Origin of the sequence: Variovorax soli NBRC 106424, assembly GCF_001591385.1 — a bacterium.
GTDB lineage: Bacteria > Pseudomonadota > Gammaproteobacteria > Burkholderiales > Burkholderiaceae_C > Variovorax > Variovorax soli.
Map to the genome: position 1 here is coordinate 13,723 of NZ_BCUU01000013.1, position 18,439 is coordinate 32,161.

Genomic DNA, 18,439 nt, shown 5'->3' on the forward strand with positions numbered 1-18,439 from the left:
CCTGCCTCAGCGCGCGCCGGGCGCCAGCAGCACCAGCAGCGCGCCTGCGCCGCCTTCGGCCGGCTTGGCCTGCACGAAGGCCAGCACCTCGCTCTTCTGGATCAGCCAGCGCTGCGTCTTGACCTTGAGCACCGGCTGCCGGCCCGGCGAGCCCAGGCCCTTGCCGTGCACCACGCGCACGCAGCGCACGCCTTGCTTGCTGGCGTTGCGGATGAATTGCGACAGCGCCTCGCGCGCTTCGTCGCTGCGCATGCCGTGCAGGTCGATCTCGCGCTGAAGCGACCATTCGCCGGCGCGCAGCTTGCGCGTCACGTCGGTGCCGATGCCGGGGCGGCGGAAGCTCATCGCGTCGTCGGCGTCCAGCAGCGTGGTCACGTCGAACTCGTCGGACATGGCTTCGCGCAGCACGCGCTGCTCGTCCAACTGGTGCTGCATGGGAATGGGGGCCGGTGGCTCGGGCGTGAGCGGCACCGCATGCTTCTGGTCGCCGCGCAAGGGGCGGGTGGCGCCGACGGCGCGCGCGAAGAGGTTCTGCTCGGCGTGGCGCTTCTTCTGCGCCGCGGCGCGGGCGGCCGCTTCGGCCGCTGCCTTCTCGCGCTGTTCGGCCAACTGGCGGGCCACGCCCTTCAGATCGGCCAGGGTCTTGATGGTGGGTCCTTTCGATGCCATGGAACGCATCCTACGGGAGGGGAATGGCCCTGCGCCGAGCCCTTGCGCGATTTCCCGGCTACAGCAGGCCGCGCTCGGCCATGGAGAGGGCCGCCCCGCGCGCCACGATGACGTGGTCCAGCACCCGCACGTCCAGCAGCGCCAGGGCGGCCTTGAGCGCCTGCGTGAGCGCCTCATCCGCCCGCGAGGGTTCGGCGCAGCCGCTGGGGTGATTGTGGGCCAGCACCACGGCGGCGGCATGCAGGTGCAGGGCGCGGCTGGCCACTTCGCGCGGGTAGACGCTGGTCTGCGTCAGGCTGCCGCGAAACAGCTCCTCCATGGCGATCAGCCTGTGCTGCGCATCGAGGAACAGCACGGCGAAGACCTCGTGGCTGCGCGCGCCGATGGCCAGCTGCAGGTAGTCCTTGACGGCGCCGGGCGAGTCGAAGGCGGGGCGCTGCTGCAGGCGCTCGGCCAGGGCGCGGCGGGCCAGCTCCAGCACGGCGGCCACTTCGGCGCGCTTGGCGCTGCCGCCCAGGCCCTTGACCTGCGCCAGGTCGGCGAGGCTGGCGTGCAGCAGGCCGGACAGGCCGCCGAAGCGATCGAGCAGCTCCTGCGCCAGCTGCAGTACGTTCTTGCCGGCCAGGCCCGTGCGCAGCAGCAGGGCGAGCAGTTCGGCGTCGCCCAGGGCGGCGGGGCCGCGCGCGATGAGTTTCTCGCGCGGGCGCGCCTCCAAGGGCAGATCCTTGAAAGACATGGTGCTTTGGGGCCTTTGACCCCCCTCCCTAAAATACCGGGTTCAGTTTATTCGGACTCCCCACCTTGTCTGCGCCTACCTCCGCCGATGCCGCCGTCGTGACGCCCGGCTCCTTTCTCACGCTGCACTACCGGCTGTCGGGCCCTGCGGGCGATGTCATCAACACCTTCAACGACAAGCCGGCCACGCTCTCGCTGGGCAACGGCGAGTTGTCGCCCGCGGTCGAGCAGCGCCTGCTCGGCCTGGCCGAAGGTGCGCACGTCACCTTCGAGCTGCCCGCCGGCGAGGCCTTCGGCGAGCGCAACCCCGAAATGCAGCAGTGGGTGGCGCGCAGCCTGCTGGCCAGGATGGGCGACCCCGACGAGCAGTACGCCGTGGGCGACGTGGTGCAGTTCCCCACGCCCGACGGGCAGGGCAGCTATGCCGGCGCCGTGATCGAACTGAACGACACGGCGGTGCGCTTCGACTTCAACCATCCGCTGGCCGGCCAGCCCGTGACCTTCGAGGTGCGGCTGATCGGCGTGCTGTGACCGGGGAGGCGATCCCATGAGCGTCAACGAGATCATCCTGGCCGAGCCGCGGGGCTTTTGCGCCGGCGTGGACCGCGCCATCGAGATCGTGGAGCGCGCCATCGCCAAGTTCGGTGCGCCCATCTATGTGCGCCACGAGATCGTGCACAACACCTATGTGGTGAACGAGCTCAAGTCCAAGGGCGCGATCTTCATCGAGGAACTCGACGAGGTGCCCGAGGGCGCCACGCTCGTGTTCAGCGCCCATGGCGTGAGCAAGGCGGTGCAGGCCGAGGCGCGCGAGCGCGGCTTTTCCATCTTCGACGCCACCTGCCCGCTGGTGACCAAGGTGCATGTGGAGGTGGCCAAGCTGGCCAAGGAAGGCTACGAGTTCATCATGATCGGCCACAAGGGGCACCCCGAGGTGGAAGGCACGATGGGGCAGCTGTCCAGCGGCATCCACCTGGTGGAAGATGTGGAAGACGTGGCCCGCGTGCAGCCCGCGCAGACCGAGAAGCTGGCGGTGGTCACGCAGACCACGCTGTCGGTCGACGACGCGGCCGACATCTCCGCCGCGGTGCGCGCGCGCTTCCCCAAGGTGCGCGAGCCCAAGCAGCAGGACATCTGCTATGCCACGCAGAACCGCCAGGACGCGGTGAAGGTGCTCAGTCCGCAGGTGGATGTGTTGATCGTGGTGGGCAGCCCCACCAGCTCCAACAGCAACCGCCTGCGCGAGCTGGCGCAGCGCCTGGGCACCGAGGCCTACATGGTCGATTCGGCCGAGGAGCTGCAGGCGTCGTGGTTCGATGGCAAGACGCGCGTGGGCCTCACCGCTGGCGCTTCCGCGCCCGAGGTTCTGGTCACGCAGGTGATCGAGCGCATCCGCGCTCTGGGCGCCGTCTCGGTGCGCAAGATGAGCGGCATCGAGGAGACCATCAAGTTTCCCCTGCCCAAGGGCCTGAAGCTGGACGAACAGCACACGCCGGGGCACATCTCGTGAGCGCCGCCGGCTGGCGCACGTCGATCGATGCGGCAGCGGCGCGCCTGCGCGAGTCGGGCCGCGGCTTCGTGCGCGAGACGCCGCTGTGGAAGCTTTCCGGCGCGCTCTTCGGCATTGCGCAGCCGGGCGTCGAGGTGTGGCTCAAGCTCGAGCATCTGCAGGCCAGCGGCAGCTTCAAGGCGCGCGGCATGATGAACCGGCTGCTGTCGCACGCCATCCCGCCAAGCGGCGCCATCGTGGCTTCCGGCGGCAATGCCGGCATCGCCACGGCCGGCGCGGCGCAGGCGCTGGGCGTGCATTGCGAGGTGTTCCTGCCCGAGGTGTCGTCCGAGGCCAAGCGTGCACGCCTGCGTGCGCTCGGCGCGCAAGTGGTCATCGGCGGCGCTGCCTATGCTGACGCGCTGGCCGCCTGCCTGGCGCGCCAGCGCGAAAGCGGCGCGCTGCTCACGCATGCCTACGACCAGGAGGAAGTGGTGGCCGGCGCCGGCACGCTCGGCCGCGAGATCGAAGGGCAGGGCGGCCTGCCCGACAGCGTCTTGGTGAGCGTGGGCGGCGGCGGCCTCATTGCCGGCTTGGCCGCCTGGTTCGAGCGCCGCAGCCGCGTCGTCGCGCTGGAGCCCGAATTGGCCCCCACCTTGTTCCGCGCCCGCGAAGCCGGCGAGCCTGTGGACGTCGAAGTCAGCGGCATCGCCGCCGATTCGCTGGGCGCCCGCCGCATCGGCAGCTTTGCGTGGGAACTCACGCAAGCCCATGTGCGCGACGCACTGCTGCTGCCCGACGCGGCCATCCGCAGCGCCCAGCTGTGGCTGTGGAAAGAACTGAAGCTGGCCGTGGAACCGGCAGCCGCCTTGCCCCTGGCCGCCCTGCAATCCGGCGCCTACCAGCCCCGCCCCGGCGAAAAGATCTGCCTGATCATCTGCGGCGCCAACGTAGACCCCGGCACCCTCAACTAACCCGACGCACCCGCGACCGCGGCAAAGCGAAGCGAGCCGCAAAACACCAGTCCCGCACCAAGGATCCGGCTTTGCCGGTCCTTAGGTGGGGTCTCCCCCTCGGGGGGTGGAGTTACACGACCGAAGGGAGTGAAAAGCCGGGGGGCTCAATGTTCGCAATTGACCATCCAAGGCACGCCGAACTTGTCCACCAGCATGCCGAACCCCTTGGCCCAGAAGGTTTCCGCGAACGGCATGGTCACCTTGCCACCGGCCGACAGCGCGTCAAACAAGCGCTTGCCTTCTTCCACGCTCTTTCCTTGCACCGAGAGCGTGAAGCCTTCGTAGCCCTTGTGCGGCATGCCGGGCGGCATGTCCGAGGCCATCAACTGGTGGCCGCGCGCCTCGAGCGTGGCGTGCATGATCTTGTTCTTGTAGGCGTCCGGCGTGTCCTTGCCCATCGGGCTTTCGGCAAAGGTCATCGAGAAGGTGATCTTGCCGTCCAGGCATTTCGCATAAAAAGACAGCGCCTCGGCTGCGTTGCCATCAAAGCTCAGATACGGTTGCATTGCGTTGACTCCTCTGGGGATTGAAAGGAAAGACGAGGCGCGCATCCTATCCCCAGTGCGCGCCAACCTAAAATCAGACGCATGCTCGATATCACCCTGTTACGCAAAGATCTGGCCAGCGCCGTGGCCGGCCTCGAAAAGCGCAAGACGCCCCAGCCCTACCTCGACGTTGCGGCCTTCACTTCGCTCGAAGCCGAGCGCAAGCGCCTGCAAACCCGTACCGAGGAAATCCAGGCCAGGCGCAACGCGCTGAACAAGCAGATCGGTCCGCTCAAGGCCAAGGGCGAATCGGTGGATGCGCTGATGGCCGAGGTCAATGCGCTCAAGAGCGAGCAGGAATCGTCGTCTGTACGCCTGGAGCAGATCCAGCCCGAACTGCAGACGCTGCTGCTGGCCGTGCCCAACCTGCCGCATGCCAGCGTGCCGGTGGGCGAGGACGAGCACGGCAACGTCGAGGTGCGCCGCTGGAGCCCGCAGGGCGGTGACGGCGCCGCCGCCACGCCCCTGGGCTTTGCGCCCAAGGACCATGTGGAGCTGGGCGGCCCGCTGGGCCTGGATTTCGAGACCGGCGTGAAGCTCGCCGGCTCGCGCTTCACGGTCATGAAAGGGCCCATCGCCCGCCTGCACCGTGCGCTCGCGCAGTTCATGCTCGATGTGCAGACGCAGCAGCACGGGTATACCGAGTGCTACGTGCCCTACATCGTCAATGGCGAGACCCTGCGCGGCACCGGCCAGCTGCCCAAGTTCGAGGGCGACCTGTTCGCCGCCAAGAAGGGCGGGCAGGAAGGCGAGGCGCAGCCCGACCACACGGCGCTCTACCTCATCCCCACCGCCGAAGTGCCGCTGACCAACTTCGTTCGCGACGAGGTGGTGGCCGAGAGCGCGCTGCCGATCAGGCTCACCTCGCACAGCCCCTGCTTCCGCTCCGAAGCCGGCAGCGCTGGGCGCGACACGCGCGGCATGATCCGGCAGCACCAGTTCGACAAGGTCGAGATGGTGCAGATCACGCATCCCGACAAGAGCTACGAGGCGCTGGAAGACATGACGCGCCATGCCGAAGCGGTGCTGCAGGCGCTGGAGCTGCCTTACCGCGTGGTGCTGCTGTGCACCGGCGACATGGGCTTCGGCTCTGCCAAGACCTACGACCTGGAAGTGTGGCTGCCCGCGCAGGACACCTATCGCGAAATCAGCTCGGTGTCCAACTGCGAAGCCTTCCAGGCGCGCCGCCTGCAGGCGCGCTTCAAGAACGCGCAAGGCCGCAACGAGCTGGTCCACACGCTCAACGGTTCGGGCCTGGCGGTGGGCCGCACGCTGGTGGCCGTGCTGGAGAATCACCAGCAGGCCGACGGCTCGATCAGGGTGCCTGTCGCCCTGCGGCCCTATCTGGGCGGCGTGGAGTTTCTGAAGGCCTGAACCCGGTGCTTGCAGGGCATGCAAAAAGCTCTGCTAGAATCATGGGCTCGATAGACACACACCGGAGAGGTGGCAGAGTGGTCTAATGTACCTGACTCGAAATCAGGCGTGGGTTCATAGCCCACCGAGGGTTCGAATCCCTCCCTCTCCTCCAGAACAACCCGCCTCGTGCGGGTTTTCTTTTGCCCAAAGCCCCGCAAACCCGCATGAATACTGGGTCTCGGGGCTTTTTTGCGTCCGCACCGGTCCGCGCGCGTTCTCCAAGGTTCATAATCTATACATAGGAAGAAACGTAGGAACGAACGTAGGAGCACCATCATGGCTATCGCCAAGCTCACCGTGGCAGAGATCAAGGCGCAGATGAAAAAGCCGGGCCGCCGCTTAATCGGAGACGGCGCGGGCCTGTGGTTGCACAAGGGAGCCGCGCTCGGCGTGGCCAGTTGGGTGTTCAGGTACGAGCGCGGGGGTAAGGTGCGCCACGTGGGTCTCGGGCCGCTGCACACCATCTCGTTGGAGATGGCCCGCACCAAGGCGCAGGAGGTCCGTGCGGCACTCTTGGAAGGCCGAGACCCGGCCGAGGAACGCGCCACCCACAAGCGCACCGCCACCTCGCGCGCCGCCCGCGCCGCTGCCCTGGGCAAGACTTTTGAGGAATTGGCGCTTGAACACATCGAGCGCAACGCGCCCGGGTGGGCCGAGAAGGCGAAGAAAGCCGCCTTGGCCGCAGGCAAGGAGCCGCCCAAGAAGGGCAGCGAAAACCAATGGCGCCAAAGCCTCACCGAGTATGCGTTTCCCATTCTTGGCCGCCTGCGCCCCGACGAGATTCAAACCGAGGATGTGCTGCGCGTGCTCCAGCAAGAGACCACCGCACGCGACGGCACCAAGGGCACCTTGTGGAACACGAAGAACGAAACCGCCGCACGGGTGCGCGGACGTATCGAGAACATCTTGGACGCGGCCATGGCGCGTGGCGTGGCCGCCAAGCGGCCCAACCCTGCGGCCTGGACCGGAGCCCTGGAGCACCTCCTGCCTGCAAGAGCGAAGGTCCACAAACCCGTGCCCTTCGCGGCGCTGGACTGGCGCGAGATTCCCAAGTTCATGCGCGACTTGCGCAAGCGCCCCGGCGATGGTGCGCGGGCGCTTGAGGTAGCCATCTTGACCGGCGCGCGTACCAACGAGGTGGTGGGCTTGAAGTGGTCGGACCTACACGACCTGCAAGGCGAGGAGGCCGCGTGGTTGCTGGCCGATGCTGCCATGAAGATGGGCGAGCGCCATGCGGTGCCGCTGCCCGCGCGGGTGGTGGACATACTCACCGCGCAGCCTCGGCGCCCGGATTGCGCCCACGTGCTTGCGGCGCAAAAGAGCGCAGATGCACCATGGCTCGCGCTGGGTGAAAACGCCATGCTCGCCGTCCTCGATGAGATGAAGGTGGCCGCCACCGTGCATGGCATGAGAGCCGCATTTCGCACCTGGGTCCTGGAGAACACCACCTTCAAAAAGGAACTCGCCGAGCTTTGCCTCGCCCACACCACTGGCGAGTCCGACGCCGAAAGGTCCTACATCCGAGGCAGTGCCTTCGATCAGCGCCGGGAACTATTGGAAGCTTGGGCCCATTACTGCGAAGGCCTGCCGCCCGTGGACCCCCACGTTCGAGTCCCTGCCAAGCGCGGCGCAAAGCTGACGGCAGTGGGTTAGGTAAGTCGGCTCCCGGGGGTCGCCCTGGCGGTATTGAATTGCAACGAACGTATGCGAACGTTTGCGAATTTCCAAAGAGCGGATTTTCTGGTGTTTTGCTCTTTGAGCCGAGAAGAATTGGCCTGGAGATGAAATTTCCATGCCAAAGTGAGTGACTGCTCCGGCGAATTGCGTTTGCACACGCGAGAGTGAGGGCTCTAGATGTTGGTCAATTGAATGGCTGGTAATGACACTCGTAGACATTCGTTTTTGGCTTGGTGAACAGTAGGGGGCAAAAGCTAAATTCTCCGAATGTCTGTAAGGTTCGCTCAAGTCCACAGAAGTACGGAAGTTAAAAAACAAAAGCCTCGGGTTTTCCTATTGATCTAGTGGTGGGTCTGAAAATAATTTGGCGAGTCTCTTCAATTGGAGGGCGCACCAAATGCAATTCAATCAAGCCATATTGGCTCCTGGCTCGGCAAATTCGGGGCAACGCTTAATGCGCTTGAGTGAGGTTTTGGCCCTCACGACGTTGGGCCGCACCGCCTTGTTTGCGGCGGTGGCGGCAGGGACATTTCCTCCGCCGCGCAAGCTGACCGGCAGCGGCCGGGCCGTCGCCTGGGTAAGTGGGGAAGTGGACGCATGGATGTGCTCGCGCCCCCCATCTACTGCCAATGGGTGGCAACCACCCGAGCGGGCGGTATCGGCCACGGCGCAGCCCAAGACTCTGAGCAAGCACGGGCGCCCTATTGGAAGGCCACCGAAATCCCGGACCCCGGAGACCACCGGCAGCGGCGCCGCCGCTGGATGACAAACGGGCCGGGGCTCTCGCCACCGACCCGCCGCCAACTTCGCGAACCATTTCCACGCGCAAGTCTAGGCAGCGACCGCGAGAGGTGCAACCCGGCCCTCCAACCCCCTGGAGGGAGCCATGGCACCCAACACTCAGTCCGAGCACGCCCGTGATGGCCTGGACCTCTTGGTGGACATCCGAGATGCCCGCCGCCGCATCGCGCTGGCGATGTCGGCCTTGGAGGACCTGCGCGGCAATCCGGTAGTGGACCTCGCGGCCATCAACCGCCACCGCCGCCTCCTGGGCGCGGAATTGCGGGCGGCCTGGATCATCGCGCGGGACATCTTGGCCAGCTGCGGGAGGCGCGGATGAATGCGCGCGATGTCACCGCCGAGGCCGACGCGGAAGGGGATGGCCTGCGGGTGCCACCGCACGACAACGATGCCGAGTGCGGGGTGCTCGGCGGCTTGCTCATGGACAACACGGCATGGCCCGTGGTGCGCGACAAGATCAACGCCGCCGACTTCTTTCGGCATGAACACCGCCTCATTTTTGTGGCCATCTCTGCTTTGTTGGAGTCCGGTGAACCCGCCGATGTCATCACGGTATATGCGCGGCTCCAACACGACGGCCGTGCCGAGGAGGTCAATGGGGTCTCGTATCTGGACAAGCTGGCGCAATACCGGCTCGCGCCGGACCACCTGGGCGCCTACGCGGACATCGTGGCCAAGTGCGCCACTCAACGTCGCATGGTCGCCGCTGGCGACGCCATCACCGCCCTTGCGTTCAATCCACAGGGCCGCGCATTGGCCGAGATCATGGGCGAGGCCCGGGGCCTCGTGGAACGCGCCGCCAATGGCCAGGTGGTGGCCTCCACGCCCTGGCGTTGGGCCGAACCCGCCCGCGTGGACCTCACCGCCGTCGCCGTACGCGGTGCACCCGAACGGTTTTGGTTCCGGCGCGACTGGATGACCACCGGGCCCATGCTCCTGGCCGGTGCGGGTGGCATGGGCAAGTCATTGCTCGTGCAACAGGAGGCCACCTTGGGCGCCATGGGCGCACCCTTCTTTGGGCAGGCCTGCGAACCGTACAAGAGCCTTCTGTGGTGCTGCGAGGATGATGTAGATGAACTGGAGCGGCGCCAATTGCGCATCTGCCAGCACCACGAGGTGGACTTGGCCAAGTTGGCCGACACCGGCCGCTTGCTCATCGAGTGCCGCAAGGGTTCAGACAACGCACTCATGGAGGAGTTGGGCGGGCGCCTCCTGCCCACGCCGCAACTCGCGCTCCTACGCGAGCAAGTCAACGATTTGGGCGTGGAGGTCCTGTGGCTGGACAACGCCGCGCATGTGTTCCTCGGGGACCATGACAACCGCGTTGCTGTCACCACGTTCGTCAATGCGTTGGGCGCCCTGGTGGGGGGCCGTCCCTTCATGGTGGCCATCGTGACCCACCCGGCGCGCGCCAGAGATTCCGAATGGAGCGGCTCGGTGGCTTGGGAGGCCGCCGTGCGCATGCGCTGGTTCTTCGGGGACAAGCTGCCCGACCAAAAGGATGCGGACGCAGAGGGCTCCGCCAGCAACGTGCGGTTCCTTGCCCGCCGCAAGACCAACTACTCTGCGCGCGACTACGCCCGCTTCATTACCCGCGAAGGCCTCTTGGTGCCCGACATCGCGCCCACCAGCGGCCTCCTGTCTGCGCTCACTGACCGGCACACCGAGGACCTCGTGTTGCGTGGATTCACCGCGCTGGAGGCCATCGGAGTGCGCACAACGGATGGCGTCACAAGCCCCGACTTTTTGCCGCGCCAGATCATGGCCAAGGGATGGGCCGAGGGCCTCACCAAGAACGAATTGAGCCGCGCCATGAATCGCCTCATGGGCCGTGGCGTTCTGGTTCGGGCAGTCATCGGCCAGCACGCCAACCGCTCCCAGAAGTACGGCCTTATTCGCAAGGACTCCGCCCCATGACCTGCACAAACTCCTGCACAAATTCGCGCCCAAACTATCCAGCACACCCGCACAAACTTGCGCACACACACATCCCCCCTTTAGGGGGGTGTGGTGAGTGTGTGCAGATTGTTGGAGTGCGTGCATGACCAAACCCACCAATGCCCGCCGCTCCCTGCGCGAGATGGCCGCGTTGTGGGGCCCTTCGTCCACGCCATCACCGACCACCGAAAGGAACAACGCCATGGACCACCCCTCCATCACACGCACCCCAGACGGCGATTACTGGATGTCCCCCGGAGCCATCCTCTGGCAAGGTGCGCTTACCGCCTATGCGCCCCTCGGCAGCAAGCACGGCAGTGAATCCCCCGAGGGCCGCGACAATGCCCGCCGCTTCGTCATGTCAGTGCTCGCCGCCGCCCGAGAGGCCGGAATGCCCGCCGCTGCCGTGCGACAACTGCAACGGGTCGCCGAGCGGGTCACCAACCACGCGAGTGACACTCGCAGCATGCGTGAGCTATTGGCCCACTGCGAACGGGCCGCCGCGCATGTAGCGCGCCCAAAACTTCTGGAGTTGATCGTCACCGCCATGAAAGGGGATGAGTCGTGAAGCTACTCAAGCCCTCCTTGCCCATGCTGCGCTCCAACCTGCCCACCCTGGACCACGAGAACGTGGGTGGTGTGCAGTCCAAGCGCCTGCGTGGCGGGAACCTCACGGCCTTGCGCCGCCGCATGTTGGCCGCCTCTGGCCAACGGTGCCAATGCGAGGAGTGCCAAGCCTCGGGCCTGCCCATGGCCCTCACCATGGCCACCATGGAGTTGGATCATCGCGTCCCGCTCGCCCTCGGTGGTGGGCATGAGCTATCGAACCTGCGCGCGGTCCACGTCACATGCCACCGACGCATCACCGCCGAGCAAGCGCCCATCCTGCAAGGCCGCACCTGGGCCGATGCGGTGGACATGCCACTGAGCAAGCCCTCCGACTTCGATGTGTGCGGATGATCGGCGCTGCATTAAAAGAACGCGTTTAAGCCGGGGGACCCCTTCGAGCTAGCGCGAACGGCTCGGGACCGGGCGATTGCTGCCGGGCGTGCCGCTACTTCTCCGTTTTCTTGGTGCCCTTGAAATTCGGGCGCCCGCGCGCGAAGAATGGGCTCACTTAACCGCCGCTGATCGGCGTTGATCGAAGGGAAAACGACGATGACCGCAAGACGACGAGTGGACGCCACGGTGGCAACGCCTGGGTTGGACTACCTGCGCGCGGTGCTCGCGGACCCGCGCAGTACGAAGGCCCAAAAGCTCAAGGTGGCCTTGGTATTGGCGGCCAGCGAGAAGGCGCGCATCACCCGCGCGTTTGAGCCCACCAAGAAGGAGCGGGAGGTGGCTGCGGCCAATGCGCCCTCGGACTGGGACGCCCTGCTCACTCCAACAAAGCAATGAGCCCCTTTGGACCTCCTGGCCGCCCGGTTCCGGATCGGGTTGTGGCATGCTCCGACCGGCCGTTGTCGGCCAGAAGCGGACCTACGGCAGGAGGTCGCGGTTTGTCCGTTTAAGGTGCGCCGCAGCAGCCCTCCGAGGCCAGCGACGCTGGGTTGGCGCACCTGCTTTACGCTGACATCAGGCCTTTGCCCGTGGCTTCAAGCGGAAGCTGATCCCCATGCGGTTGATCGCGTTCATGGCGGCGATGGTCAGCGTCAAGTCCACCAGGTCTTTCTCCCCGAATACCGCTGCAGCTGCTGCATAGGCCTCGTCAGATGCATGCGTCTCACTGACGCGCGTCACTTCCTCGGACCAGGCCAGCGCCGCGCGCTCCTGCTCAGTGAACAGGTAGGCGGCTTCGTGCCACACGGGGACCAGCACGATTTTCTCGACGGACATACCTTCCTTGATGAGATCCCGCGTGTGGATGTCGATGCAGTGCGCGCAACCGTTGAGCTGCGAGACCCGGAGAAAGACGAGGTGGACGAGTAGGCTTGGCAGGCTCGTTCCAGTCGTGACGAAGTGGTGAAGGCCGCCCACGGCCTTTGCACCTTCGGGCGAGACGGCGAACCAATTTGCGCGCTGCATACGTTGCTTTCCTTTGCTGTGAGGGGTTACGCGGGCCACACATTGCGACCCACTGCCTGTAAGACGTTTGAGCAGCAGCAGTTGTGACAGCGCGCACTGGCCTTTTATGGCTGTGCGAGCCGACAGCGCTTGAAAAGTAAGAGGCGAGCTAATTCTCTAGGCCATCTGACGTTGTCGATGCGCCAGATGCTCCAGATGGTGGAGTTTCTCGGGGTTGCGCTGAAGGCGCACGCGAGCGATTCGACCGTCCTGGATCTCGAACATCTGGACGGAATCCAGAGCATCCCCAACGTAGCGGAGAAGCGCCCATTCGCCGTTCAACCTTGTGAGGTCGAATCGCATGTTCGTGCCGTGGCGCAGTTGCGAAGCCAAGTACATCTGAGCGATGCGCCGCCCGCCTACCAGCGGCTTTGCAAGCCTTGGAACAATGTCACCAAAATCGCTCAGGAACTGAGCTTCTTCCGCGAGCAATGCTTGAATGTCCGAGAAGTTTCCCTTTGAGATGGCCTGGACCAGGCGTTGCAACAGGTCCAACTGCTCCTGAGGTCGAGGCGGGGCTTGGTTGCCAATGGAACTGCGGGCTTTCGCAACGCGTTGTTTGGCCCGATGAACGACTTGCCGAGCGGCAGCCTCGCTTTTGCCGATGGCTGCCGCGATTTGGTCATAGTCGGCGTCGAACACTTCCCTCAGCAGGAAGGCGGCCCGAGACTCGGGCGAAAGGCAATCCAGGAGCACAAGAAACGCAAAGGAGACATCGTCTGCCAGCTCGCGCGCCTTCTCGGGCGTTGTCGGCTCCTCCATCAACAATGGCTCGGGCAGCCATAGGCCTGGATAGGCCTCGCGCCGTATCTTTGCCGTGCGGAGGCGGTCAATTGCCATCCGAGTGGTCACAGTGACAAGCCACGCCTCTGGCTTGGCAACTTCTGCGCCGGACACTTCGACTTCCTCATGCCAACGAAGCCAAGCGTCCTGCGCCAGGTCCTCAGCCTCTTGAACAGAAGCAAGCATGCGATACCCAATGGCCACCAGCCTTGGGCGCAGGCGTAAGAAGAGTTCTTCATTGGCGATGGACATGGTGAGAGAGTCTAAGCAGGCCCGATTCCGGGGTAATACTGCCACCCCGCAAGAAGCTGATCGGCAGCTTCGGGCCCGGAGCGGACGGAAGCCCATGAGGCCTTAACTTCCACCGACAGGCTGCACCCCTGTTTGCTGATCTGCGCGCGTAGGCGTACCCTTCGCCCGACGCGGACCGCAGAGCCCGCTCGGGACTCACCTTGAGGGAACCACCCCCAAGGAGCCCTGACATGCCCGATGAAGTTCTTGACCGTCCGCCCCGCGCCATTGCCGGCGCTCCCACGCCTCCCAAGAAGCCCATCACCGGTCGCGCTGGTGATGGCGGTGATGACCGGGAAGGGTTCCGGCTCTTCTTCAATGCGCTGGTGCGCTGGTACATCCACACACCCAAGCCCGAGCGCCTGAACCTCCCCAAAGGCGCACCGTACAGCGTGCTTGTAGAGCACATCAACGCGGCGGTTGCGGAGCGCGCCGCGCGCGAGGCCGCGATGGCCAGCGTCCGGAGGGTGCAGCCATGAGCGCCGCCACCGTCCTGGCGCCGCGCGCCAATGTCGTTCAAGCCCGTGATGTGGCCCGCGAGGCTACCCGCATGGCCATCTTGCGCGCCATGGGCGTGATGGGCTTGGCGCAAGCCCAAGGCCAGAGCCTGGAAGCCACGTTGGCCGCGAGCGTGAGCGAGGCCGAGATGGCGCTCACCCGCGCGGCCATCGGCTCCATCAATCGCAGTCCGCAGGGACCAGCCGTGACCACGGACCCGGAATGGGCCGGACTCTTGGCCGAGCCGAGCGTGGAGGCCTTCGTCTCGCTTTGGGCCGATGTGGGCATCGTGACCGCGCGGGCGCCGCTGCGCCGGTTCGTCTTCAACGGAAAGGCGCTGAAGCTGCCAATGCGCACGAACATGGGGCCACCCAACTTGGCGGCCCACTGGCGCAGCGAAGGCAAGGGCATCCGCGTAGGGGCCATGCGCGTGGGCACGCAAGTGCTCGCGGGCCAATCCATGGGCATCTTGAGCACCACCACGTTGGAGATGCTCAACGCGGCCGGGCCCGGTGTGCTGGATGCGGTGGTCCGCGCGGCCATCGTCATCGACTCGGCCACCGTGTTGGAGGCCACCGTGTGGAGCACCGACCCGGCCACCGGTGACGTGCCCGCAGGCCTGGGCAACGTACTGCCCGCCAACACGGCCATCTCCTCGGGCGCCACTGCCGACGCCATCACCGCCGACCTCCTCGCGCGCCTTGGCGCATTGATCGCGGCGGGCTATGGTTCGCCCTCCACGTTCCTGGCCATGAATCGGCTCAACGAGGCCGCGCTCTATGCCAAGCTGCCCGAGATGCAGGCGCGCGCCACCGTGCTGGGTCTGCCGGTGTACGCGAGCGCCGAGATGCCGATGGACACGGTGTTTCTCGTGGATGGTGGCGCCGCGTGTTTCGGCGCGGACCCAGTACTCATCGAGACCTCGCAAAGTACGCTCTTGCACGAAGAGGGTGATGCAAATGCGGTGGCCGAGAACCTCGGCGCGGCCACGGCCCATCCGCAAAGGAGCGTGTGGCAAACCAACGCACTGTCCTGGCGCGGAACACTGAGCACCGGTTGGTGGGCACCACCGGGCGCGGTGCAAGTCCTCACGGGCGTGGCCTGGGCGTAGGAGGCGGCCATGATGATCCACTACAACGCCGAACGCATGTTGGGCGCCGCGACGGTCACCAAGGGCCGCATCCGCCGCGAAGGCGAGTTTTTGCGGGTGACCTGCCCTAATGGATACGAGTTGAACGTGGCGGGCCACCGCCCAGACATCGCCGCGCATCTGGCCGGAGGCGGGCCGATGTCCTGGCCGCCGCGTCCTGGTGATCCCACCATTGGCCCGTCGCCCGCAGCGCGTACCGATAAGCGGGCAGTGCCGCGCAAAGGCTTCACGTTGCGCGAGGTGGAGATGCTCGGGGACATGCTCAAGCCGGTGTTGCGTCCATTGCTGGAGGCCCACGCCAAAGCCACGCGTGGTCCCGCCAAGGCGCCGATGACCAAGGCGCAGGCCATGGCCCGCATCGCGGGCATTCAAGCCGCCGTGGCCGTTGCCGAGGCCCGCGCCGCCGCCGCGTTGCGGATGGCCACCTGATCGGTCCATTTTTGGACGTATCTCCGGCGACGGTATTCCGGCCGGTGGGAGAACCACCATGGCCAGCACCGACACCACCGGCCGCTCCGACTCGCAACGCCGCCGCCCCGGCCGCATGGAACGGCTCGTCACACCGCGCCCGCTGCTGCACCCTTCGCGCATCTTGGAGGCCTCCAAGCGGTTCTCCGACATCACCGTGGCCAAGGGCATCACCAAGGCTGTCTCGGGCGCCACCAAAGGGCCGCGATGAGCACCGGCAAGCCGGTGGCGCGCAAGGTGCTGGAGGCCCCCGTGGAGCGCGCCCACAGCACCGAGCCGATGACGTTGCAGGAGGTGGGCGAGGCCCTTGGTGTCACGCGCGAGCGGGTGCGGCAGATTGAGGAACGGGCCTTGCGCAAGTGCGCCACGCTCCTGGCCGAGCGCGGCATCAGCGCGGACATCTTGGACGATGAGTTGGGCGCCACTGCCAGCTTGCTGGCCACGATGAGCCGCAACATGCGGCGGTGATTTGCCTATTGGACGCTGGGAGCCGAATGCAGCGCCAACCGCTCTAGCGAGCCAAACGGGAGCACTTTGGCCACGTTCTGCAAGATGGCCGCCTCCCGCTTGGCGCCCTCGGGGTCCGCCCGGTCATCCACCACTACGAGCAGCGGTAGCGCCGCGTTGTCGTGCGCGGACCGGATGTCCACCAACCGCCTAAGCACCGCGCTGGCGGACCGGGGGTTAGGCGTAGCCACGGCCACGCCCTGGCCATCAAACAAGAAATCCAGCCGATGGGGCTTGCCACTGATGCCGGTGAACTCTGGGTTCTCGGTGATCGTTGCCGTAGGCTTCCAAGCCCGCAAGGCCGTGGCCACCTCATCCACCAAGAAGGTCACATCCGTGCTCGCTCCCTCTTGATCCTTCTCCCACCGACACACCTCCAGCATCGCGGCCATGTACCGGCCGAAGGCATCCGCCGCCTGAGCCTCGGGCGCCCATGCCTCCATGTCGCCTTGGTCCGAGAACGTGGCGCCGTGGGCCTGCGCAGCCGTGGTGAGAAACCGGGTGTGCCTGCCGTCTTCCAACCGCATGCCCCGGCCCGTGAAGTGCATGACGGTGTGGCCATCATCAAAGAACCGCACCTGTCCGTTGGCCATCTCCACATAGACCGGCACCGCATCACCATCGGCAAACCGGAAAGGAGTAGACACGTGCGCCACCATCCCGCCTTCATCGAGCGGGGTGCAATCGAAACCCAACAGTGTGGTGAGGTGGGCGCAAATCATGGCTTCCCCTTGGGAGATGTCAGCTTAAACGTTTCCGGGTCTTCAATGGGTGGCTTGAATGTAATGTTGGCCCGTTGGCAAAAGTATTGCAGAGCCTCCTCAAAATCCCACCTGGCCCAATCGGCGCGGCCCTCCTCCCGAGCGGTCCCGATGTGCTCGTGCGCATGCTCGTGCAAATTCTTAGGCCGGTGGGCCGTTGGCGTGATGTGCAGTTGGTACACCCGCAGCAACCCGCCGAGATGTGTCTGAAACAAGGTGAACTTGAAAGTTCGTTGCTTGGTCTTGGGTGACCTCGCAACCTGCAACCAGACTTGAAAGCCCCCGAAGGAGCCGTCCGCCTCTACAAGTCCGCATTCCATGGAGTACATCCATGGCAAGACCTTGTTGGGCTTCCAGTCCGGCGCGTCCTGGCACTCGCGCGCGGCCTTCAATAGTTCTCTTGCCTCTGCCTCGGGTACGTCGTTCAACGGCGCGGCCTCGTTGGGGGGTGGTGGTGCGCGATGGTAACGGAGCCGAGCCGCCCCAAAAGCTGGGGGAAGCCGCCATCATGTAGATGCCCCCTCGGCCGTCTTGATCTTGGCGGCCAGTGGCACGCACCACCACGATTGCCGGTAGCGGTCGCCCTTGCTCTTGGAGCCCCGGAACACTACATCGTCGCCCGACAGGAGCACGCCGCCGCCTGCGATCTTCACTAGCCGCGCCGCGTACAAGCGGGCAACCTCCTCACCGGTCTCCACGTGGTGGAGAACCGCATGCACCTCGGCCGTGCCCTGGCCACGATCCACTGTGAGCACGCCCGAGCGGCCACGCATGTAGAAGAGGTCCCCCGGTTTCTGTAGGGTGCCTCGTATTCGGAGCGGATAGACAGTGCAAAACACTGTACAAGAATACAGTGTTTTGGGTGTCTTTTGAGGTGTTCTTAAACGTAGGAATAAACGTAGGAAGAGATGGGTGACTTTTTTGAAAAGTCCGTTTCATGCGGGTTCCAGGCCGATTGTGAGGGACTCCCTCTCCTCCAGGTATCGGTCCAAGGCAGTCCGCCAAGGACCACGAAACCTTCAAAAAGCCCCGCCAGTCGGGGCTTTTTTGTGCGCGGATCTTCAGCGGCATTCTTCGGCAGCCAGGGCTCATGCCTACTCGCGCGAGCGCTGCGCGGGCTTGAACGCCACCGGCAGGCTGCCCTCGGACTTGATCTCGCGCAGCACGATGGCCGAGCGCACGTGCGTCACGCCGGCCTGCTCGAACAAGGTCGTGTGCAGGAACCGTTCGTAGTGCTTGATGTCCGGCACCAGCACGGTGAGGATGTAGTCGGCCGGCCCCGTGGCCGAGACGCAGCGCACGATCTCGGGGCTGGCCTCGATCACGCGTTCGAAGTCGCGCACTTTGGACTCGTGGTGCCGGTCGAGGTTGACCTCGGTGACCGCCGCCAGGTTCAGGCCCACCTTCTCGCGATCGATCACGACGGTGTAGCCGCGGATCACGCCGCTGGCCTCCATCTCCTTGATGCGCCGCCAGCACGGGGTGGATGACAGGCCCACCTTGTCGGCGATCTGCTGGACCGTCTGGCGGGCGTCGCGCTGCAACTCCAGGAGGATCTTCAGCGAGTAGTTGTCCAGAGGAATGGAATCTTCGTTCATGAAGCGATCCGAGGTGAATCTTCTCGAACTTAG

The 18,439-nt window shown here is 65.4% G+C and carries 25 protein-coding genes and 1 tRNA gene; 17 read left to right on the forward strand and 9 right to left on the reverse strand.

What is annotated here, in order from left to right:
* Positions 1-6 precede the first annotated feature (6 nt).
* Together VSO01S_RS06230 and radC are read right to left on the reverse strand one after the other, a co-directional pair.
* Positions 7-669, reverse strand: a complete 663-nt coding sequence (locus VSO01S_RS06230; protein WP_068640936.1) for a Smr/MutS family protein — start codon at positions 667-669, stop codon at positions 7-9.
* Positions 670-727: 58 nt separating this feature from the next.
* On the reverse strand, positions 728-1,405 hold the full coding sequence (gene radC, locus VSO01S_RS06235) for a RadC family protein (protein ID WP_068640937.1): 678 nt from the start codon (positions 1,403-1,405) through the stop codon (positions 728-730).
* Between the two features lie 65 nt (positions 1,406-1,470).
* On the opposite strand from radC, the gene VSO01S_RS06240 reads away from it, so the two are divergent.
* From VSO01S_RS06240 to VSO01S_RS06250, 3 genes are read left to right on the forward strand one after another with little or no spacing between them, the layout of a single operon-like run.
* Complete coding sequence (locus VSO01S_RS06240; protein ID WP_068640938.1) at positions 1,471-1,935, forward strand: FKBP-type peptidyl-prolyl cis-trans isomerase; 465 nt, start codon at positions 1,471-1,473, stop codon at positions 1,933-1,935.
* A 16-nt stretch (positions 1,936-1,951) separates the two neighbouring features.
* The gene (gene ispH, locus VSO01S_RS06245; RefSeq protein WP_068640939.1) at positions 1,952-2,914 is read left to right on the forward strand and encodes a 4-hydroxy-3-methylbut-2-enyl diphosphate reductase; all 963 of its coding nucleotides are present in this window, start codon (positions 1,952-1,954) and stop codon (positions 2,912-2,914) included.
* Positions 2,911-3,867: a threonine/serine dehydratase gene (locus tag VSO01S_RS06250; protein ID WP_068640940.1), complete on the forward strand. Its 957-nt coding sequence runs from the start codon at positions 2,911-2,913 to the stop codon at positions 3,865-3,867. The genes ispH and VSO01S_RS06250 overlap by 4 nt, the downstream gene beginning before the upstream one ends.
* A gap of 146 nt (positions 3,868-4,013) precedes the next feature.
* Here VSO01S_RS06250 and VSO01S_RS06255 read toward each other — a convergent pair whose 3' ends face one another.
* Positions 4,014-4,415, reverse strand: a complete 402-nt coding sequence (locus VSO01S_RS06255) for a VOC family protein (RefSeq protein WP_068640941.1) — start codon at positions 4,413-4,415, stop codon at positions 4,014-4,016.
* A gap of 81 nt (positions 4,416-4,496) precedes the next feature.
* Here VSO01S_RS06255 and serS point away from each other — a divergent pair, with 81 nt between their 5' ends.
* From serS to VSO01S_RS06295, 9 genes are all read left to right on the forward strand, one after another.
* The gene (serS, locus tag VSO01S_RS06260) at positions 4,497-5,828 is read left to right on the forward strand and encodes a serine--tRNA ligase (RefSeq protein ID WP_068640942.1); all 1,332 of its coding nucleotides are present in this window, start codon (positions 4,497-4,499) and stop codon (positions 5,826-5,828) included.
* A gap of 63 nt (positions 5,829-5,891) precedes the next feature.
* A tRNA-Ser gene (locus VSO01S_RS06265) sits at positions 5,892-5,982 on the forward strand.
* Positions 5,983-6,146: 164 nt separating this feature from the next.
* Positions 6,147-7,523 carry a tyrosine-type recombinase/integrase gene (locus VSO01S_RS06270; protein ID WP_068640943.1) on the forward strand — a complete coding sequence of 459 codons (1,377 nt, stop codon included), beginning with the start codon at positions 6,147-6,149 and terminating at the stop codon, positions 7,521-7,523.
* Positions 7,524-8,001: 478 nt separating this feature from the next.
* The gene (locus tag VSO01S_RS26625) at positions 8,002-8,313 is read left to right on the forward strand and encodes a helix-turn-helix transcriptional regulator (RefSeq protein ID WP_245684128.1); all 312 of its coding nucleotides are present in this window, start codon (positions 8,002-8,004) and stop codon (positions 8,311-8,313) included.
* A 120-nt stretch (positions 8,314-8,433) separates the two neighbouring features.
* The gene (locus VSO01S_RS06275) at positions 8,434-8,667 is read left to right on the forward strand and encodes a hypothetical protein (protein WP_068640944.1); all 234 of its coding nucleotides are present in this window, start codon (positions 8,434-8,436) and stop codon (positions 8,665-8,667) included.
* Positions 8,664-10,265 (forward strand): DnaB-like helicase N-terminal domain-containing protein, encoded by a 1,602-nt coding sequence (locus VSO01S_RS06280; protein WP_068640945.1) that lies wholly within the window; start codon positions 8,664-8,666, stop codon positions 10,263-10,265. The genes VSO01S_RS06275 and VSO01S_RS06280 overlap by 4 nt, the downstream gene beginning before the upstream one ends.
* Positions 10,266-10,389: 124 nt before the next feature.
* On the forward strand, positions 10,390-10,854 hold the full coding sequence (locus VSO01S_RS06285; RefSeq protein WP_153305148.1) for a hypothetical protein: 465 nt from the start codon (positions 10,390-10,392) through the stop codon (positions 10,852-10,854).
* A 23-nt stretch (positions 10,855-10,877) separates the two neighbouring features.
* Entirely contained in the window at positions 10,878-11,246 is a 369-nt protein-coding gene (locus VSO01S_RS06290; protein WP_153305149.1) for an HNH endonuclease, read from the forward strand.
* Between the two features lie 198 nt (positions 11,247-11,444).
* The gene (locus VSO01S_RS06295; RefSeq protein ID WP_153305150.1) at positions 11,445-11,684 is read left to right on the forward strand and encodes a hypothetical protein; all 240 of its coding nucleotides are present in this window, start codon (positions 11,445-11,447) and stop codon (positions 11,682-11,684) included.
* Between the two features lie 177 nt (positions 11,685-11,861).
* Here VSO01S_RS06295 and VSO01S_RS06300 read toward each other — a convergent pair whose 3' ends face one another.
* Positions 11,862-12,311, reverse strand: coding sequence for a carboxymuconolactone decarboxylase family protein (locus VSO01S_RS06300; RefSeq protein ID WP_068640949.1), 450 nt, complete (start codon positions 12,309-12,311; stop codon positions 11,862-11,864).
* Positions 12,312-12,467: 156 nt separating this feature from the next.
* Complete coding sequence (locus VSO01S_RS06305) at positions 12,468-13,385, reverse strand: sigma-70 family RNA polymerase sigma factor (protein WP_068640950.1); 918 nt, start codon at positions 13,383-13,385, stop codon at positions 12,468-12,470.
* Between the two features lie 230 nt (positions 13,386-13,615).
* On the opposite strand from VSO01S_RS06305, the gene VSO01S_RS06310 reads away from it, so the two are divergent.
* From VSO01S_RS06310 to VSO01S_RS06330, 5 genes are read left to right on the forward strand one after another with little or no spacing between them, the layout of a single operon-like run.
* Complete coding sequence (locus tag VSO01S_RS06310) at positions 13,616-13,903, forward strand: hypothetical protein (protein WP_068640951.1); 288 nt, start codon at positions 13,616-13,618, stop codon at positions 13,901-13,903.
* The gene (locus VSO01S_RS06315; protein ID WP_068640952.1) at positions 13,900-15,033 is read left to right on the forward strand and encodes a hypothetical protein; all 1,134 of its coding nucleotides are present in this window, start codon (positions 13,900-13,902) and stop codon (positions 15,031-15,033) included. The genes VSO01S_RS06310 and VSO01S_RS06315 overlap by 4 nt, the downstream gene beginning before the upstream one ends.
* A 9-nt stretch (positions 15,034-15,042) precedes the next feature.
* Complete coding sequence (locus VSO01S_RS06320) at positions 15,043-15,501, forward strand: hypothetical protein (protein ID WP_068640953.1); 459 nt, start codon at positions 15,043-15,045, stop codon at positions 15,499-15,501.
* 58 nt (positions 15,502-15,559) lie between these two features.
* Positions 15,560-15,751, forward strand: coding sequence for a hypothetical protein (locus tag VSO01S_RS06325; RefSeq protein WP_068640954.1), 192 nt, complete (start codon positions 15,560-15,562; stop codon positions 15,749-15,751).
* Positions 15,748-16,008 carry a sigma factor-like helix-turn-helix DNA-binding protein gene (locus tag VSO01S_RS06330; protein ID WP_068640955.1) on the forward strand — a complete coding sequence of 87 codons (261 nt, stop codon included), beginning with the start codon at positions 15,748-15,750 and terminating at the stop codon, positions 16,006-16,008. Before VSO01S_RS06325 ends, VSO01S_RS06330 begins: the two co-directional genes overlap by 4 nt.
* A 5-nt stretch (positions 16,009-16,013) precedes the next feature.
* Here the strand turns inward: VSO01S_RS06330 and VSO01S_RS06335 are convergent, their stop codons facing one another.
* The 4 genes from VSO01S_RS06335 to VSO01S_RS06350 form a co-directional block, all read right to left on the reverse strand.
* Positions 16,014-16,769 carry a DUF1828 domain-containing protein gene (locus VSO01S_RS06335; protein WP_068640956.1) on the reverse strand — a complete coding sequence of 252 codons (756 nt, stop codon included), beginning with the start codon at positions 16,767-16,769 and terminating at the stop codon, positions 16,014-16,016.
* Positions 16,766-17,236: a hypothetical protein gene (locus tag VSO01S_RS06340; protein WP_153305151.1), complete on the reverse strand. Its 471-nt coding sequence runs from the start codon at positions 17,234-17,236 to the stop codon at positions 16,766-16,768. Before VSO01S_RS06340 ends, VSO01S_RS06335 begins: the two co-directional genes overlap by 4 nt.
* 78 nt (positions 17,237-17,314) lie before the next feature.
* Positions 17,315-17,563, reverse strand: coding sequence for a hypothetical protein (locus VSO01S_RS06345; protein WP_153305152.1), 249 nt, complete (start codon positions 17,561-17,563; stop codon positions 17,315-17,317).
* Positions 17,564-17,902: 339 nt separating this feature from the next.
* A complete protein-coding gene (locus VSO01S_RS06350) occupies positions 17,903-18,406 on the reverse strand; it encodes an Lrp/AsnC family transcriptional regulator (protein ID WP_068640959.1) in 504 nt (167 codons plus the stop codon).
* Positions 18,407-18,439: the final 33 nt, after the last annotated feature.

What these genes read in the sequence shown, in the direction of transcription:
- VSO01S_RS06310 (WP_068640951.1), top strand. Translation starts at nt 13,616, where the DNA reads ATGCCCGATGAAGTTCTTGACCGTCCGCCCCGCGCCATTGCCGGCGCT.
- VSO01S_RS06300 (WP_068640949.1), bottom strand. Translation starts at nt 12,311, where the DNA reads ATGCAGCGCGCAAATTGGTTCGCCGTCTCGCCCGAAGGTGCAAAGGCC.
- VSO01S_RS06230 (WP_068640936.1), bottom strand. Translation starts at nt 669, where the DNA reads ATGGCATCGAAAGGACCCACCATCAAGACCCTGGCCGATCTGAAGGGC.
- VSO01S_RS06280 (WP_068640945.1), top strand. Translation starts at nt 8,664, where the DNA reads ATGAATGCGCGCGATGTCACCGCCGAGGCCGACGCGGAAGGGGATGGC.
- VSO01S_RS06320 (WP_068640953.1), top strand. Translation starts at nt 15,043, where the DNA reads ATGATGATCCACTACAACGCCGAACGCATGTTGGGCGCCGCGACGGTC.
- serS (WP_068640942.1), top strand. Translation starts at nt 4,497, where the DNA reads ATGCTCGATATCACCCTGTTACGCAAAGATCTGGCCAGCGCCGTGGCC.
- VSO01S_RS26625 (WP_245684128.1), top strand. Translation starts at nt 8,002, where the DNA reads ATGCGCTTGAGTGAGGTTTTGGCCCTCACGACGTTGGGCCGCACCGCC.
- VSO01S_RS06255 (WP_068640941.1), bottom strand. Translation starts at nt 4,415, where the DNA reads ATGCAACCGTATCTGAGCTTTGATGGCAACGCAGCCGAGGCGCTGTCT.
- VSO01S_RS06295 (WP_153305150.1), top strand. Translation starts at nt 11,445, where the DNA reads ATGACCGCAAGACGACGAGTGGACGCCACGGTGGCAACGCCTGGGTTG.
- VSO01S_RS06335 (WP_068640956.1), bottom strand. Translation starts at nt 16,769, where the DNA reads ATGATTTGCGCCCACCTCACCACACTGTTGGGTTTCGATTGCACCCCG.
- VSO01S_RS06285 (WP_153305148.1), top strand. Translation starts at nt 10,390, where the DNA reads ATGACCAAACCCACCAATGCCCGCCGCTCCCTGCGCGAGATGGCCGCG.
- ispH (WP_068640939.1), top strand. Translation starts at nt 1,952, where the DNA reads ATGAGCGTCAACGAGATCATCCTGGCCGAGCCGCGGGGCTTTTGCGCC.
- VSO01S_RS06305 (WP_068640950.1), bottom strand. Translation starts at nt 13,385, where the DNA reads ATGTCCATCGCCAATGAAGAACTCTTCTTACGCCTGCGCCCAAGGCTG.
- VSO01S_RS06325 (WP_068640954.1), top strand. Translation starts at nt 15,560, where the DNA reads ATGGCCAGCACCGACACCACCGGCCGCTCCGACTCGCAACGCCGCCGC.
- VSO01S_RS06275 (WP_068640944.1), top strand. Translation starts at nt 8,434, where the DNA reads ATGGCACCCAACACTCAGTCCGAGCACGCCCGTGATGGCCTGGACCTC.
- VSO01S_RS06350 (WP_068640959.1), bottom strand. Translation starts at nt 18,406, where the DNA reads ATGAACGAAGATTCCATTCCTCTGGACAACTACTCGCTGAAGATCCTC.
- VSO01S_RS06315 (WP_068640952.1), top strand. Translation starts at nt 13,900, where the DNA reads ATGAGCGCCGCCACCGTCCTGGCGCCGCGCGCCAATGTCGTTCAAGCC.
- VSO01S_RS06270 (WP_068640943.1), top strand. Translation starts at nt 6,147, where the DNA reads ATGGCTATCGCCAAGCTCACCGTGGCAGAGATCAAGGCGCAGATGAAA.
- radC (WP_068640937.1), bottom strand. Translation starts at nt 1,405, where the DNA reads ATGTCTTTCAAGGATCTGCCCTTGGAGGCGCGCCCGCGCGAGAAACTC.
- VSO01S_RS06290 (WP_153305149.1), top strand. Translation starts at nt 10,878, where the DNA reads ATGCTGCGCTCCAACCTGCCCACCCTGGACCACGAGAACGTGGGTGGT.
- VSO01S_RS06330 (WP_068640955.1), top strand. Translation starts at nt 15,748, where the DNA reads ATGAGCACCGGCAAGCCGGTGGCGCGCAAGGTGCTGGAGGCCCCCGTG.